Origin of the sequence: Rhizobium jaguaris (genome assembly GCF_003627755.1) — a bacterium.
Classification (GTDB): Bacteria; Pseudomonadota; Alphaproteobacteria; order Rhizobiales; family Rhizobiaceae; genus Rhizobium; species Rhizobium jaguaris.
The window spans coordinates 3,602,623-3,615,437 of sequence record NZ_CP032694.1 but is presented as its reverse complement, the minus strand read 5'-3'; the positions used below and the strand labels follow the sequence as shown (position 1 = coordinate 3,615,437).

Genomic DNA, 12,815 nt, shown 5'->3' with positions numbered 1-12,815 from the left:
GAAGTGTACGATTTTGGCGAAAAGTTGGTCAACCAGACTATTTCCGATCGGTGCCTGTCGCGATAGCCGGTCGGTGAGTACAGGGTGCAGCTGATCCAGCGTTACAGCCTCCGGTTCTGGCCTACCGCTGCCATCGGCGTTATGCGAGACAGGCGCGCTCCAGAACGCGCTTGACCTGAACGGCGGACCATTCGCCGCCACGAGGCGTTGGGATGCCGCGAGAGGTAAGCTCTGCCGCGATGGTGCGGAGCGATGCGCCACTGGCCTGCAACTCCCGTGCAATCGGGGCTAGCTGCGAAGCGAAGTCTTCGGCCTTGGCGGTCTTGGCAGCGCGCCCAAGTGTCGCATCCACCTTCACGCCACGGAAGCCGCCCAAAACCTTGCCGCGTTCCTTGGCAGCTTTCAGCGCTGCCTTGGTACGTTCGGAGATGAGACCAGCCTCCAGTTGGGCAACTGCAGCCATCTGCTGCAGGATGAACCGACCCATCGCGCCGTTGACCTGCGGGATATCGCAGAAAACGACTTCGACGCCGCTGGCGAGGATGGTTTCAAGGAAGGCGACGTTACGGGCGAGGCGGTCGACCTTGGCCACTACCAAAGGAAGGCGGAGCATCTTGGCGGCAGCGAGTGCCTTGGCCAATTCGGGGCGGGTGGAGAGCTTGCCGCTCTCAACTTCGGTGAACTCACGGACGGGCGGATAACCGTCGCCCATGAAGCGACGGACGGCTTCGCGTTGTGCCTCCAGACCAAGGCCGGAGCGGCCCTGCTTATCAGTCGAGACTCGATAGTAGGCAACACCGCGCATGTTTTACATTCCTGTCAATGTTCGTTGACTGGAATGTAACATGACTTTCGACGTTTTCAATAAGGCTTCTGCTCGGCGACCCGGCCTCCGGCAACATTTCCGCTGCAACGGGTTGCAATGCGATGCTAACAATCACCTTGGCTATCACTAGTCCCCGGCGCGGCATAACATCCAATCTTGATTGGCTTCCGCTACTTCAGCAGGGCCAAAGCACCAACCTGCCCGCCGCAGCTTCCGCCTGACTTTATCCCAGTTTTCGCAAACCTTGCTGCCTTTCTCGTAGTACTCCGGCCCGCGACAAGCCATTTGCCATTTCAAGTCTTCCGCCATCAGCGCTTTGATTTTGGGAGCAGCAATATCGGCGGCCCGCTCTTTGGTTGCGTCTTTCGCGGGCGGACCATCAACTCGTAAGTTTTGATGTAGACCTGTCACGTCAAACACAAATTGTCGCGTTCCTTCTTGGAAGAACCTCGCTTCAATAATTAACTTTGACGCGCTTTTTAGTTGGGTAAGAAAATTGACCTCGTCGTTCAAGAATATCACATCCGAGCTGCCATCATCAGATCGGCTGCACCGGAAGTTTTGAACCGGGCCGTCATCAAATTTAACCGCTACAATGTCCTCATCCAAACTAGAACACATGAATTGGCCTTTGGACACCATAAGATAAGCATCAAGTTTGTGGCCACCATCCGTGCGAAGCCCCAATGTACCGTGTGATCCGCCTTGGTATGGAAAGCTAAAATCGACCTCATTATCACTTCGCAACGTCGCGTAATAGGTAGTCGTTCCTCGCATTTTGTCGCTGTCCTGGTGATATGACCAAGCGCCAGCCATCGCATACTGTGAGTAAACTGCGGCAATAATGAATAATACGAATACTACAGCTCTTCTTATTCCTGCCTCGCCGATTAGCGAAGTATGGGCATTCCTCATTGAACTAACCCCGGCCACCCCACATTGGTACAACCAAAACATACATAATCCTGTGGCTATCGCCAGTGGGTTTATCGCCTCCAAGATTGTTCATTCTGCCGGATGGACGGACGCGCACTCATCGCTTGGAATTTGCGTAAGATCAGGGTGGCCAAAGGGTTGTCGCAGGAGAAGCTTGCGGCAGACGCTGGCGTCGATCGCGCCTATCTGGCGAAGCTTGAACGCCGGTCGGTCAATGCCGGCGTCGATGTTCTCGATAAGCTCGTGCTGGCTCTCGGCGTCACGCTGGCGGAGTTGTTCGAAGTCCCAATCGAAGGTGCCATACCCCCCGCGCCCCTCAGGGGCGGACGCAAGAAATCATGAAGCGCATGACGGTGGACGACGATGCAACCCGTTGCAACACCCTTCTTAAACTAGCGGGGACGTCGGGGCGTTGGATTGCTCATAGCCTTGATCGCGTCTTTCTGGTCAATCGCGCGCCTATGATGTTTGCGGAACCACTGCCATAGCAACAGTTGCTCGGGGTCACGACAAACAAGAGCGTGAGCCTCATCTACCATCGGCCGCAACCTTTCTGCTTGTAAATAGGAGGGGTGCTGTGAGACTACCGCTGGCAGAGGGTCTTCATTGTCTGGGTCTGTTTCGGGCGAGAAGTACTGCGGGAAGTCTTCAGCCAACCTCAGATTGGCGGCGTCGAGATGGTTGCGGGCTATCCAGTCGAAAAACACAGCGCGTGACAACCGTCCCGGCAACTTCGAGCCGAAAGTCTTCTCAAATCCCTTGTAGGGCCCCTCCCACCTGCTGACAGTCGCGCCGGCTGGCCAACCGTCCGCCGTCAGCGGTGCAGCTTCGCTCGCACGCCGGCCCGCGACCACTTCCTCGGCACGCCAGCCCGCATTGAGACGTTTGTACAGCGTGTCGGGCTTCTGACCGATCTTCTCAGCTACGATCGTCAGCGGCAGGTGTTCACCGTCGAATGGCAGCGTAATGGTCGTTGAGCGGTTGTTTGCTTGTTCGCGCTTGGTCGCCCACCTGACCTTGGAGGGCGCGTATTCCGTGTCGTGTGTGTCGATGCGGTCAACCGTGTGATCTGGGGAAGGTGCTTGTCCCATGACGGAAAGGAAGCCTTTGAGCGACTTCATGTCAGGGTGAATGGTGTATCTGCCGTCCTTTTCCCTAGCTATCATGGCAGTATGTGACGAGTGCTCATGAGGGAACATCGTGCGGAGCTTTCGCACGGACTGCGACGCCACTAGCCTCGCGAATTCCTCGTCGGAATAGGGCGTGCAAGCGGGATTGGATGACGTATTGGTTACCGGGTAACTGATCCTGGATTTCTTGCGCTCTTGCACACCTAAGACGATATTTTCATTGGCTTTTGTTTGTTTTCCGGCATCGTTTTGGACTTGCACGCTTTCGCCGCCCATCCAGTCATCCTTGCGCACTTCGGCTGGTTCGCGGGCCGCGCGGGCTTTGGCGAACGAGATGACCATCGGATGCATAGGTGCGCGTTGATCGCGGGACATGGCAGTTCCTTTTTGCGGGGCGCCGCCTCCCGGCCGCAGGGCAGGAAGGCCCATTCCGGGAGGCGGCATGCAACGGTAGCTACTCCGTTGTTGGATTTTATCTATCACAAGATGCTAGGTTCAGCATCCGATATATTTTTCAACCCGTTGCAATTTCAAAGGCTTAGTTGACAAACGATAGGGCATCCTGCCACCTCAAATCGCCGTAAGATGCCCTATCCCTGCTACAGTGTCGCATTGGCTCAATTGTTGCCTGAGCGCGGTTCAGGCGCGTCACCGTCTTGCGCATCCGGCCCGAGCGTGACGTCGATTATCTCGCCTTCATTATCGTCCCCGGCGCGGTGCCGCGCGATCAATTCCGTAAAGCGTCGGGCAACTGCGGCAAGCCGTTCTTGTTTCGCCATTGCGGCGATGACCGGGTTGTCCAGTGAACGTGACGGTTTCGAGGAGCTTTCAACAGAAAGACGGAAAGCACTCGCCTTCAGCAACCTATCGAACCAGGCTGCCGCCGCTACCTCATCATTGCGCTCAAAAGCGGCGTTCATCATTGCGATGGCAACTTTCTCCATGTCGTTGACCTGGGTCAGAAGGTCGCTGCTGTGCTGAAGGTCTTGCGTGCGACGAACCTGCAACGCTGCGGCCAGCATTCCATGCAAGTGCTGACGGTGGCGACTCACCGATGATCGGGACACGTTGAACCGGTCCGCTAAGGCTCGCATCGGCACCCCACAGGCAATGCTCCGGTCTATTTCGGCTCGATTGGGGTGGGCGCAAACGGTACAAATGCGAACCATGCCAGGTCCTCAACGATCCAGGTCAGCCAGTATGTAGGGTCCAGCTGCGGCCAGGTAGCGTTTGACGCCTGCCGCCTCAATGGCGGCTAATAGCTCGCGCAGCGCTTCGCTGCTCGCACCTGGTGCTGCTTCTGGGACGGCGGCCGATCTGAACCTCGCCACGGCGGCGGTCACTGCATCGACCGCTTTGTCGCCTGTTGCTGCGGGCATATCCCACGCGGCTAATTGGATAGCGAGAAGGTTTTCGCAACCGATACGAAATTGATTGTCAGATATTGTCACGGTCATCCCCTATATCCGAAGCGTCCGGCAATGCCGCAGGCGACTAAAAATACTGGCCATGTCGCTAGAAAGAGGCAGAAGACGGTTGCTCGTGCCAAGCGGGCAGATGTCGGTAGTTCATCTGCAAACCAGATGGCTACATCGTCCGGTAGATCATCTTTAGCATCGAGCAGCATCTCTCGATGCGTTGAGACACCTGCGAAAATCCAAAGGATTGCGGTCAGTGCCGCATGCGCCATAGTGAATGTCATGGACGGCGTTCCTTACATTTTTTGGGGAGAGCGATGGGGAGCGGCGCGAACAACACGTCGCTCCCCGAAGACCCACCCGCGCGATCAGGAAAACGGTGGTGGGCAATACTTCGGGCAAGGGCGCCGCCCGACGAAATCGAACTTACAGGCGAGGAAGGAAGCCCCTGTAACCGCTGCCGTTGTCTCGAAACACGATCAGGCCACGACGCTCAAGCTCGGTCCTGGCGGCGACGGCATTTTGCTCTGAGACACCTAAAGCACTCTTTACCGTCAGGGCAGCGAGATCAATCAACTGTGCCCCTTTATAGGCCTCATCCGCCTTGACCACGAGTGATAGCAGCATCGCCGCATCGGCCGATAGCGTGGTTGCGAGTGGCCGGACCTTCGGATGCAATTTTTGCGGCTCGATCTTCTTCGCCTGCACAGGCGCCGGCGCGATATCAGGCAGCAACAGGGTCTGCGGATAGCCTCCGGAAGGCGTGAGGGCCGCCTGTGGACGCGCGGGCGCCCCGCGATTAATGGCGGCAAGCTCCGCGTCGAGCGACTTCAAGCGTTCGGTCCGGTCTCGGAAAGCCATTTCTGAGAGCGACGCCTGAAGCTCGTTCTTCGCGAACGAGGTGACAGGGATCAATGGTGCGGACATTTGCAGTTCCTTTTCTTACACGTTGGTCAAGCACCGGCAGCCGGTGCAACGGGTTGCACCGGGCGATCACGGTGGCGGACGACTGGCTTGTCGAGGCGCAGCTCCTCAATAAGCCGAGCAATTGCGGCGCGGAGGAAGTCGGAGCGCGTGGCGAAAAAATAAGCATCCCCAGGGAGGCCGTTGCCAACGAAGGCGTCAATTTCGTGAACACACCTAGGATCAACCTGCAGCGCTATCAATTTTCTCGGCATTTTCAGTATTCCTGTTGATTATCGTTTAATCACTACGGCAGAATCATCTATGTATGCAAGGTGATTTTATCGGAGTTAAAATAAAAATTGGATCCTATATGACGTTTTACTGATCGTTCGTCAAATATAAATTCACAGATGTTTGATTTAACACTTGAAAACAGCCTTATGCTTCTCCAATTTGGTGATATGATTTTTGAATTGAGGGCTGTTGACGTGGAGTCGTCGGAAAGAAGAGATGAGTTGGTTCGAAGGCAGCGCAGCATGGCCGGTCTGCTGGACAGGCTTGGTGTTAGCGTGCGAGGGTCCTACGAAGTGGATAGGCGCAATAATCCGCACCGCTTTACAGGGAGTTCTGATGGCCTCGGCGGTGACTTCTTATTCGTGGAAAATGTGGCGCGTATGCTGGGATGCGGAGTGGACTTTGTCCGCCGCATTCCTCGTAGTGAGCTGCCCGCCTCGAAGATTGGCGCGCGCCTGATCTATCGGCGGTCCGATGTGGTCGTTTTCATTACCTCGCGGCGGGACCAGGGCGGCGGTGCCAGAGTGGTACCAGCTCGAAAGATGCGCACGCCTGTCGCGCGGGAGCCGGTGCAACTTGTTGCACCGGAGAAGGCCGGGTCGTTCGACCCGGTCAGCTACGTGCGAACTCTGACGAAAGGGGAAAACCAACGAGATGACAAAGGCAAAGCTAGAGGCTGAAAAGATAGGGCCATTCCGGGTGGCCCCGCGCATCCGTGATGGTGCGCATACAGGGGCATGGATTGTTGATGTCCCGCCGCACCTGTCACCGAACGGAAAGCGCGCCCGCCACACATTGACGACGAAAGCGGAGGCGCTGGCGGATGCGAAGAGGCTGCTAAGAGAGCTTCAGCTTGATGGCGCTCTGTCAGGGCGCGGCTTCGCTCGAAAGGTGAGCGGCGTCACGCTCACCGAGGTATCGAAGCGGTGGCTGGAGGAGCAGGCTGACCGTGTGGCCACCGGCAAGAAGCGGCAATCGTCCCTGGATGCTGATGGCTTCAAGCTCAAAGCCATCCTGGGCAAGTTTCCCGAAACTGACGTCTCCAGCATCGGTGCCAAGGAGATGGCTGACTACCAGAAGCACCGAGTAGAAGTGGGCTGCGTGGCAGCGACCATCAACGCGGAAACCTCGTTGTTCCTCCAGGTACTCCGCTGGGCTCAAGATAAGGGTCTCGTGGAGAAGCTTCCGAAGGTGGAACGCATTCCGATGCCGGTGAAGCGAGTGGACGTGCCTACGCCTGAGGAGATGTCTCGCATTCTGGATGCTCTCGGTGAACAAAGGGCTCTGCTGGTGCGCTTTCTCGCCGAGACCGGGGTTCGCAAGACGGAAGCCTACACGCTCGAATGGTTGGACTTGGACACGACAAATCAGCTCGTCTCCATTCGCCGCAAGGATGGCTTCACTCCCAAGACGCGCCACTCGGACAGGGATATTCCGATAAGCGCCTCCCTATGTGAAGGCCTCTCGGCAGCGAAGCAGGCTGCCCGCGCCAAGGCAGTGAAGGCAGGTGAGACGCCACCCGCTCTTATCTTCCCAGGCCGATTTGGCGGCAAGCTCGTGAATATCCGTCGCGCGCTTGCGAGTGCGGTGAAGAAGGCCGAAGTGAAGCGAAACGGACAGCCACTGAAGCTCTCTCCGCACGTCCTACGCAAGGCAATGGCGACTTGGCTTCACGTGCGCGGTGTGCCAGACGCTCTCCTCCAGCCGCGCCTGGGTCACGCGCCGGGAAGTCGAGTGACGAAGTCGGTCTACGTGAAGGTGACCACGGAGGACATGCGCGCCTCAGTGATTGACCTTGAGGCGGAGCGCCGTGCACGCATGAGCGCTGCGGGGGCTGCGAAGACAGCCTAACCACCCGCTGGCGGTGCCGGATTTGGCACCAGAGAGGCGCGGCGAATGCCCGGTGCAACGGGTTGCAATCGGGAAGGTCGTCAAGGGCTCCGGTGGGAGTGAATTTCGGGGGGGGCTGCAGGGTGCCAGATTTGGCACCGTTTCACCGCCCGAAGTTGGCACCATTTGGCACCAGAGACCAAAAAGGGCTCGGCGGTTTCCCGCTAAGCCCTTGAAAAGGATGGTGGGCGTGACAAGGATCGAACTTGTGACCCCTACGATGTCAACGTAGTGCTCTCCCGCTGAGCTACACGCCCATCCGATGGCGGCGCATAGATCACAAAACCTTGGTGGCCGTCAATAGGCTTTTTTTCGGTTTTGTGACGTTGCCGCCAGAAGTCTTACGCAGCGAGGAGTTTGTTGACTTCGTCGACCAGCTCGCGCAGGTGGAATGGCTTGGAAAGCACCTTGGCATCCTTCGGCGCCTTCGAATCAGGGTTCAGCGCCACGGCGGCGAAACCGGTAATGAACATCACTTTCAGGTCCGGATCGAGCTCGGTGGCACGGCGCGCCAGTTCGATGCCATCCATCTCCGGCATGACGATGTCGGTAAGCAGCAGCGAAAAAGGCTCTTCGCGCAGCCGGTCATAGGCGCTTGCTCCATTGTCAAAGGACAAGACCTTGTAGCCGGCCTTCTCCAGCGCCTTCACAAGGAAGCGACGCATGTCGTTGTCATCTTCGGCAAGGAGTATTTTCTGGGTCATCATCTGTTCGCTAATCAACTTTTGTCTTCTTGGACTTGTCCGGCATCCAGCTTAGCTGTTGGCCGTAAACAAGCGGTGAATGGTCGGCCAGGGCAAAACCATAGGTGTTCGTTCGCTGCGGCATGATCGCATCCAAAATCGCTTCGCGTATCCTGGGATCGTGCTTTCGGACATTTCCGCTGCGACCCATTGTATTAAGGCCATTTTGCTTAAGTTAGTATGGACTTGCGGGCGAGCAACTGGCAACATGGATGCTGCGACAAGTTGTTGACATGGTAAAGACGTTGATGTCCGCAGAAATGCGTAATTTCGAGATTTTCGAGGTATTGGAGCCCGTCTCTCAGACAATTCCCTTTGTCTACAGCTCGCCCCATAGCGGCCGTATCTATCCACCCGATTTTATCGCCCAGTCCCGCCTGCAAGGCATCGCCATCCGCCGCTCGGAAGATCATTACGTCGATGAGCTGTTTTCGGCAGCGAGCGCTCTCGGTGCGCCGTTGCTGTTCGCCAATTTTCCGCGCGCCTATATCGACGTCAACCGCGAGCCCTACGAGCTCGACCCGCGCATGTTCGACGGCATGCTGCCGCCCTATGCCAATATCAATTCGCTCCGCGTTGCCGGCGGCCTCGGCACGATTCCGCGCATTGTTGCGGAAAATATGGAAATCTACGCCCGCCGCGTACCGGTCGAGGATGCGCTGAGGCGCATTGACACGATCTACAAGCCTTACCATGCGACCCTTCGCCGGCTGATTGCCCGCACGCATGTCCAATTCGGTTTCGGTGTTCTGGTCGACTGCCATTCCATGCCGGGCAATATCCGCATCGCCGGCAGCAACATGCGCCCCGATTTCATCCTCGGCGATCGCTATGGGACCAGCGCTTCGGCGGACCTGTCGCGCGCCGCCATGCAGATCCTCGAAGAACTCGGCTTCAACGCCGTGCGCAACAAGCCCTATGCCGGCGGCTTCATCACTGAGCATTACGGTCGCCCCTCCCGCGGTCTTCATGCCCTCCAGATCGAGGTCAACCGTTCGCTCTATGTCGATGAAACGACGCTGGAGAAGCGCGCGGATTTCGATGCGGTGGCCGCTGCCATCACCCTGTTCATGAAGCGCATGGCCGAACATGTGGAGTCTTATGCAGGCGATCCGGCGCTGGCGGCGGAGTGAGGCAAAGCCCTTTCGCCCCGCAAGGCGGGGAGAAGGTGGGGCGGAGACATTGAGCAGGGCGAAATGTCGACGCCTCGGATGAGGGGCTGTCTCGAACCTTTCAGAGCGAACAAAGCTTATCGAATCGTTTGGCTGTGATGATGGTCAGGCATGTTTGCTGTTAACGTGCCTTGGTGCCTGGCCCCTCACCCTAGCCCTCTCCCCGCAGGCAGGGCGAGGGGACTCTCTAGCAAAAAAGAACCGCGCTTGTGGCGCGGCTAAGTCTAGGGAGGAAACACCCAAGGAGGGTATTTACAGTCAGAAGACTGTAAGGGGATATTGCTATTGCATTGCACAAATGTCAAGCAGATTATTGCGATGCAAAATATTTAGGCAATCTCAAGATATCTGCCTGATCGCCGGGCAATCCGCCTCTCGCATCGGCATTTGGTTTGCTTCGTTGCGTTTATGCGCTATGACTTCGCCCGTCCCGTCATTTATCCGGATCGACCATGCTTCCTGACCGTGCGTTCTTCTATCGTCTGGCCGAGGCGGCCAAGGCCGAGACCCTGCCGCGCTTTCGCGCCGGGGTCGATGTGGTCAACAAGGAGGCCAAGGGGTTCGACCCGGTGACCGAGGGCGACCGTGCCGCCGAAGTGGCGATCCGGACACTCATCGAAACGGAATTTCCCGATCACGGTATTCTGGGTGAAGAACACGGCAATGTCGGTCTCGACCGCCAGCATGTCTGGGTGATCGATCCGATCGACGGCACTCGCGCCTTCATCTCCGGCGTGCCCGTCTGGGGCACGCTGATCGGCCTGCAGAAAAACGGCCGCGCCATCATGGGCATGATCGATCAACCATTCACAGGCGAGCGTTATTTCGCCGACGGCAATGGTTCCACTTATTCCGGCCCGGATGGTGAAAAACGGCTGCAGGTCCGCGATTGCGGCGGCATCTCAAATGCCATTCTCTTCACCACCTCGCCGCATCTTTTCGTCGGCGAAGAGTTGGCGAAATACCGTGAGATCGAGAGCCAGGTGCGCCTCTTCCGCTACGGCACGGATTGCTACGCCTATGCACTGCTCGCCGCCGGTCACGTCGATCTCGTTATCGAAAATTCGCTGAAGCCCTATGATGTCGGCGGCATCATCCCTGTCATCGAGCAGGCGGGCGGCATTATCACCACATGGGACGGCGGTCGGCCGGAAATAGGCGGCTCCATTATCGCCGCGGGCAGCCGTGCGGTCTATGATGAGGCAAGGGCGATCCTGTCGCGCTAGAGCCTTTCAGGTTTTGACGGAAGCGTAGCCGGCATTGGCGAAGTAGTTGCTACATTCGTTGGGCTGGATTGTTGTAACGAGTTGTCCGATGTGACGCCACGTGTCATCGATGGTTCGCTTCTGAGCCAAGCGCATCCAGTGCTTGATTTTGGCGAAGGCCTGCTCAATCGGATTGAGGTCGGGTGAATAGGGCGGCAGGTACCAGAGCCGTGCACCGGCGTTGCGGATCATCTGACGGATGGCGACCGACTTGTGGGAACCGAGGTTATCCATCACGACGATGTCGCCGGGTTCGAGCACCGGTAGGAGTTGTTGCTCGACATAGGCACGGAAGCACTGACCGTTGATCGGTCCATCGAAGACACAAGGTGCGGCGAGCCGATCGCAGCGCAGCGCGCCGAGGAAAGTCAGGGTGCGCCAATGGCCGTGCGGGGCGAAGCTGCGCAGGCGTTTGCCCCTCGCCCCCCAGCCTCGAAGCGGCGCCATGTTGGTCTTGATCCAGGTTTCGTCGATGAAGACCAGCCGTCTTGGATCGAGACCGGCCTGCCAGGACCGCCAGCGCTGTCGTCGCCGCGCTATGTCGGCACGCGCCTGCTCAAGGGCGAACAGTGTTTTTTTTGAACCGCAGCCCTTCGCGCCGCAGGAACTGCCATACGGTATCGTGGGACACCTTCACCCCTCGTGCGGCCAACTCTTCCTTCAACCCGTGCAGTGACAGATGCGGCGTCTGGTTGATCCGCTCTGCGATAAACGCCCGGTACGGCTCCAGAACACGCTTGCGGTGACCACCCATCTTCCCGGGCGCGACGGATCCGCTCGAACGATAACGCTGAGACCACTTCACCGCTGAAGACACCGCAATACCGAACCGTGCCGCCACCGACCGGCAGCTCTCGCCGGCCTCGATCGCATCAACAACACGCTTACGAAGATCATTTGAAAGAGGTCGAGTCATCTGATGCTGGCCTCCACTCCAGCCAACATCTTGAATCACAAAACAAGCAAAAACGGAATCCCTTCCGATTCAGCTAAAAACGGAAACGCTCTAGCTGTCTGATTGAGCGTGATCTTATCAGAAGACCGCTGCCCACTTTTCGGCACTATGCTCTAAATTCCGACCCCCGCCGTATCCGTATTCGTTTCGGCATCGCTGCCGGGAATGAAGGCGTTGATGGCGGCGAGTGCCGCATTGCGATAGACATCCCGCTCCTGAAGAATCTCATGTTTCGCGCCGTGGACGGGCACGAGCTGTGCCGCCCGGAAATAGCGCGACAGCCGTTCCTGGTCGGCATAGGGCACGACGCCATCTCGGGTCGGCGCGATCAGCACGGTCGGAATGGCAATGGAAAAAAGATGCTCGGGCGAATTGACGCGCTCGATCGTGCGGAATGCTTCCAGCAGCCAGCGCGCCGTCGGCGGTCCGAGCGTGAGCTGCGGATAGGTCTTTCCGATAGCGATGTTGCGCCGATAACGTCGTTCGTCCGTGGTCAGCGGGTTTTCAGCGAAAGGCTTTTCCTTGAATTTTTTGCTGAACTGCATCCGGCCGAGACCAACAGCGCTGACCGTGCCGGAGAGAAAGCGCACGAGGCCGGGCGAAGCACCGTGGCCGGTGAGTCCAACGAAGGGCGCCGACAGCACCATACGCTCGATCCGGCTGGTCAGCCGCGGCGCCGCCGACAGTGCGATCAGCGCGCCGGTCGAATGTGCCAGCAAATAGAAGGGCAGGCGCGTATCCGGCAGCACGATCTTTTCGAGGAAAGCGCTAAGGTCCCGCTCATAATCGGAAAAATGGCGGACATGCCCGCGCAAAGGATCCTTCAACAGCCGCTCCGAACCGCCCTGGCCACGCAGATCGAAGGTCGCGACCCACAGCCCCTTGGCGGTCAGATCGCGGATCGTCTCGAAGTATTTCTCGATGAACTCGTTGCGACCCTGCAGCACCACCACGGTGCCCTTGGCGACCGGCTGTTCACAGCGGAAGACGACATAGCGCAGCTTGCGCCCGTCAAAGGTTTCAAAGAACCCCTCGGTGCGGTTTTCCGGCACCGGATTATCTGCTGTGGAATAGAGGATCGAATCCATGACGATGTCGCCCCTCGCTGACGGGATGTCCTCCTCAAGGGGATAGCGCAGGCTGGGGGAATTGCAACTGGTTTGTTGGTGGTCCCCGCAGTCGAACCTGGCGCTTCCGCGACGATATTCCTCCATCGGCGTTTCCGATGACACTATCGTTTTTCTCCGTTTCCCCTCCTTACGCGTCTTTGCGAATTTTCG

The 12,815-nt window shown here is 57.9% G+C and carries 16 protein-coding genes and 1 tRNA gene; 6 read left to right on the top strand and 11 right to left on the bottom strand.

Annotation, left to right across the window (positions count from 1 at the left end; genetic code table 11):
• Positions 1 to 139: 139 nt before the first annotated feature.
• Both CCGE525_RS17665 and CCGE525_RS17660 read right to left on the bottom strand, forming a co-directional pair.
• Positions 140 to 805, bottom strand: a complete 666-nt coding sequence (locus CCGE525_RS17665; protein ID WP_120705410.1) for a recombinase family protein — start codon at positions 803 to 805, stop codon at positions 140 to 142.
• 147 nt (positions 806 to 952) lie between these two features.
• On the bottom strand, positions 953 to 1,741 hold the full coding sequence (locus tag CCGE525_RS17660) for a hypothetical protein (protein ID WP_162950209.1): 789 nt from the start codon (positions 1,739 to 1,741) through the stop codon (positions 953 to 955).
• A gap of 159 nt (positions 1,742 to 1,900) precedes the next feature.
• Between CCGE525_RS17660 and CCGE525_RS17655 the strand changes: the two genes are divergently transcribed.
• Positions 1,901 to 2,104 carry a helix-turn-helix domain-containing protein gene (locus tag CCGE525_RS17655; protein ID WP_245472035.1) on the top strand — a complete coding sequence of 68 codons (204 nt, stop codon included), beginning with the start codon at positions 1,901 to 1,903 and terminating at the stop codon, positions 2,102 to 2,104.
• 50 nt (positions 2,105 to 2,154) lie between these two features.
• Here the strand turns inward: CCGE525_RS17655 and CCGE525_RS17650 are convergent, their stop codons facing one another.
• From CCGE525_RS17650 to CCGE525_RS17635, 5 genes are all read right to left on the bottom strand, one after another.
• Positions 2,155 to 3,267 carry a hypothetical protein gene (locus tag CCGE525_RS17650; protein ID WP_120705407.1) on the bottom strand — a complete coding sequence of 371 codons (1,113 nt, stop codon included), beginning with the start codon at positions 3,265 to 3,267 and terminating at the stop codon, positions 2,155 to 2,157.
• Between the two features lie 242 nt (positions 3,268 to 3,509).
• Positions 3,510 to 4,061: a helix-turn-helix domain-containing protein gene (locus CCGE525_RS17645; protein WP_162950208.1), complete on the bottom strand. Its 552-nt coding sequence runs from the start codon at positions 4,059 to 4,061 to the stop codon at positions 3,510 to 3,512.
• Between the two features lie 9 nt (positions 4,062 to 4,070).
• The gene (locus tag CCGE525_RS17640; RefSeq protein WP_120705405.1) at positions 4,071 to 4,349 is read right to left on the bottom strand and encodes a hypothetical protein; all 279 of its coding nucleotides are present in this window, start codon (positions 4,347 to 4,349) and stop codon (positions 4,071 to 4,073) included.
• Positions 4,346 to 4,594 carry a hypothetical protein gene (locus CCGE525_RS38355; RefSeq protein ID WP_162950207.1) on the bottom strand — a complete coding sequence of 83 codons (249 nt, stop codon included), beginning with the start codon at positions 4,592 to 4,594 and terminating at the stop codon, positions 4,346 to 4,348. Before CCGE525_RS38355 ends, CCGE525_RS17640 begins: the two co-directional genes overlap by 4 nt.
• A 142-nt stretch (positions 4,595 to 4,736) precedes the next feature.
• The gene (locus CCGE525_RS17635; RefSeq protein ID WP_162950206.1) at positions 4,737 to 5,144 is read right to left on the bottom strand and encodes a hypothetical protein; all 408 of its coding nucleotides are present in this window, start codon (positions 5,142 to 5,144) and stop codon (positions 4,737 to 4,739) included.
• 164 nt (positions 5,145 to 5,308) lie between these two features.
• Between CCGE525_RS17635 and CCGE525_RS38350 the strand changes: the two genes are divergently transcribed.
• The 3 genes from CCGE525_RS38350 to CCGE525_RS17620 all read left to right on the top strand — a co-directional run bounded on the left by CCGE525_RS38350 (position 5,309) and on the right by CCGE525_RS17620 (position 7,361).
• A complete protein-coding gene (locus CCGE525_RS38350; protein WP_162950205.1) occupies positions 5,309 to 5,506 on the top strand; it encodes a hypothetical protein in 198 nt (65 codons plus the stop codon).
• A 120-nt stretch (positions 5,507 to 5,626) separates the two neighbouring features.
• The gene (locus CCGE525_RS17625) at positions 5,627 to 6,190 is read left to right on the top strand and encodes a helix-turn-helix domain-containing protein (RefSeq protein ID WP_162950204.1); all 564 of its coding nucleotides are present in this window, start codon (positions 5,627 to 5,629) and stop codon (positions 6,188 to 6,190) included.
• The gene (locus tag CCGE525_RS17620; RefSeq protein WP_120705401.1) at positions 6,165 to 7,361 is read left to right on the top strand and encodes a tyrosine-type recombinase/integrase; all 1,197 of its coding nucleotides are present in this window, start codon (positions 6,165 to 6,167) and stop codon (positions 7,359 to 7,361) included. The genes CCGE525_RS17625 and CCGE525_RS17620 overlap by 26 nt, the downstream gene beginning before the upstream one ends.
• A gap of 221 nt (positions 7,362 to 7,582) precedes the next feature.
• On the opposite strand, the gene CCGE525_RS17615 is transcribed toward CCGE525_RS17620, so the two are convergent.
• Positions 7,583 to 7,657: transfer RNA gene (locus tag CCGE525_RS17615), tRNA-Val, on the bottom strand.
• Positions 7,658 to 7,741: 84 nt separating this feature from the next.
• Positions 7,742 to 8,104 (bottom strand): response regulator CpdR1, encoded by a 363-nt coding sequence (gene cpdR1, locus CCGE525_RS17610; protein ID WP_004117561.1) that lies wholly within the window; start codon positions 8,102 to 8,104, stop codon positions 7,742 to 7,744.
• A 287-nt stretch (positions 8,105 to 8,391) separates the two neighbouring features.
• Between cpdR1 and CCGE525_RS17600 the strand changes: the two genes are divergently transcribed.
• Entirely contained in the window at positions 8,392 to 9,276 is an 885-nt protein-coding gene (locus tag CCGE525_RS17600; protein ID WP_120706474.1) for an N-formylglutamate amidohydrolase, read from the top strand.
• A gap of 491 nt (positions 9,277 to 9,767) precedes the next feature.
• Entirely contained in the window at positions 9,768 to 10,541 is a 774-nt protein-coding gene (hisN, locus tag CCGE525_RS17595) for a histidinol-phosphatase (protein ID WP_120705399.1), read from the top strand.
• 6 nt (positions 10,542 to 10,547) lie between these two features.
• Here hisN and CCGE525_RS17590 read toward each other — a convergent pair.
• Both CCGE525_RS17590 and CCGE525_RS17585 read right to left on the bottom strand, forming a co-directional pair.
• Positions 10,548 to 11,496 (bottom strand): IS630 family transposase gene (locus CCGE525_RS17590; RefSeq protein WP_120703057.1). Its coding sequence is split into 2 segments (ribosomal slippage): positions 10,548 to 11,159 and positions 11,161 to 11,496, totalling 948 coding nucleotides; the frame shifts between segments, so codons are not numbered across the junction.
• A 152-nt stretch (positions 11,497 to 11,648) separates the two neighbouring features.
• Complete coding sequence (locus CCGE525_RS17585) at positions 11,649 to 12,623, bottom strand: alpha/beta fold hydrolase (protein WP_120706473.1); 975 nt, start codon at positions 12,621 to 12,623, stop codon at positions 11,649 to 11,651.
• Positions 12,624 to 12,815: the final 192 nt, after the last annotated feature.

What these genes read in the sequence shown, in the direction of transcription:
- CCGE525_RS38355 (WP_162950207.1), bottom strand. Translation starts at nt 4,594, where the DNA reads ATGACATTCACTATGGCGCATGCGGCACTGACCGCAATCCTTTGGATT.
- hisN (WP_120705399.1), top strand. Translation starts at nt 9,768, where the DNA reads ATGCTTCCTGACCGTGCGTTCTTCTATCGTCTGGCCGAGGCGGCCAAG.
- CCGE525_RS17640 (WP_120705405.1), bottom strand. Translation starts at nt 4,349, where the DNA reads ATGACCGTGACAATATCTGACAATCAATTTCGTATCGGTTGCGAAAAC.
- cpdR1 (WP_004117561.1), bottom strand. Translation starts at nt 8,104, where the DNA reads ATGACCCAGAAAATACTCCTTGCCGAAGATGACAACGACATGCGTCGC.
- CCGE525_RS17650 (WP_120705407.1), bottom strand. Translation starts at nt 3,267, where the DNA reads ATGTCCCGCGATCAACGCGCACCTATGCATCCGATGGTCATCTCGTTC.
- CCGE525_RS17660 (WP_162950209.1), bottom strand. Translation starts at nt 1,741, where the DNA reads ATGAGGAATGCCCATACTTCGCTAATCGGCGAGGCAGGAATAAGAAGA.
- CCGE525_RS17625 (WP_162950204.1), top strand. Translation starts at nt 5,627, where the DNA reads ATGTTTGATTTAACACTTGAAAACAGCCTTATGCTTCTCCAATTTGGT.
- CCGE525_RS17600 (WP_120706474.1), top strand. Translation starts at nt 8,392, where the DNA reads ATGTCCGCAGAAATGCGTAATTTCGAGATTTTCGAGGTATTGGAGCCC.
- CCGE525_RS17665 (WP_120705410.1), bottom strand. Translation starts at nt 805, where the DNA reads ATGCGCGGTGTTGCCTACTATCGAGTCTCGACTGATAAGCAGGGCCGC.
- CCGE525_RS17620 (WP_120705401.1), top strand. Translation starts at nt 6,165, where the DNA reads ATGACAAAGGCAAAGCTAGAGGCTGAAAAGATAGGGCCATTCCGGGTG.
- CCGE525_RS17585 (WP_120706473.1), bottom strand. Translation starts at nt 12,623, where the DNA reads ATGGATTCGATCCTCTATTCCACAGCAGATAATCCGGTGCCGGAAAAC.
- CCGE525_RS17645 (WP_162950208.1), bottom strand. Translation starts at nt 4,061, where the DNA reads ATGGTTCGCATTTGTACCGTTTGCGCCCACCCCAATCGAGCCGAAATA.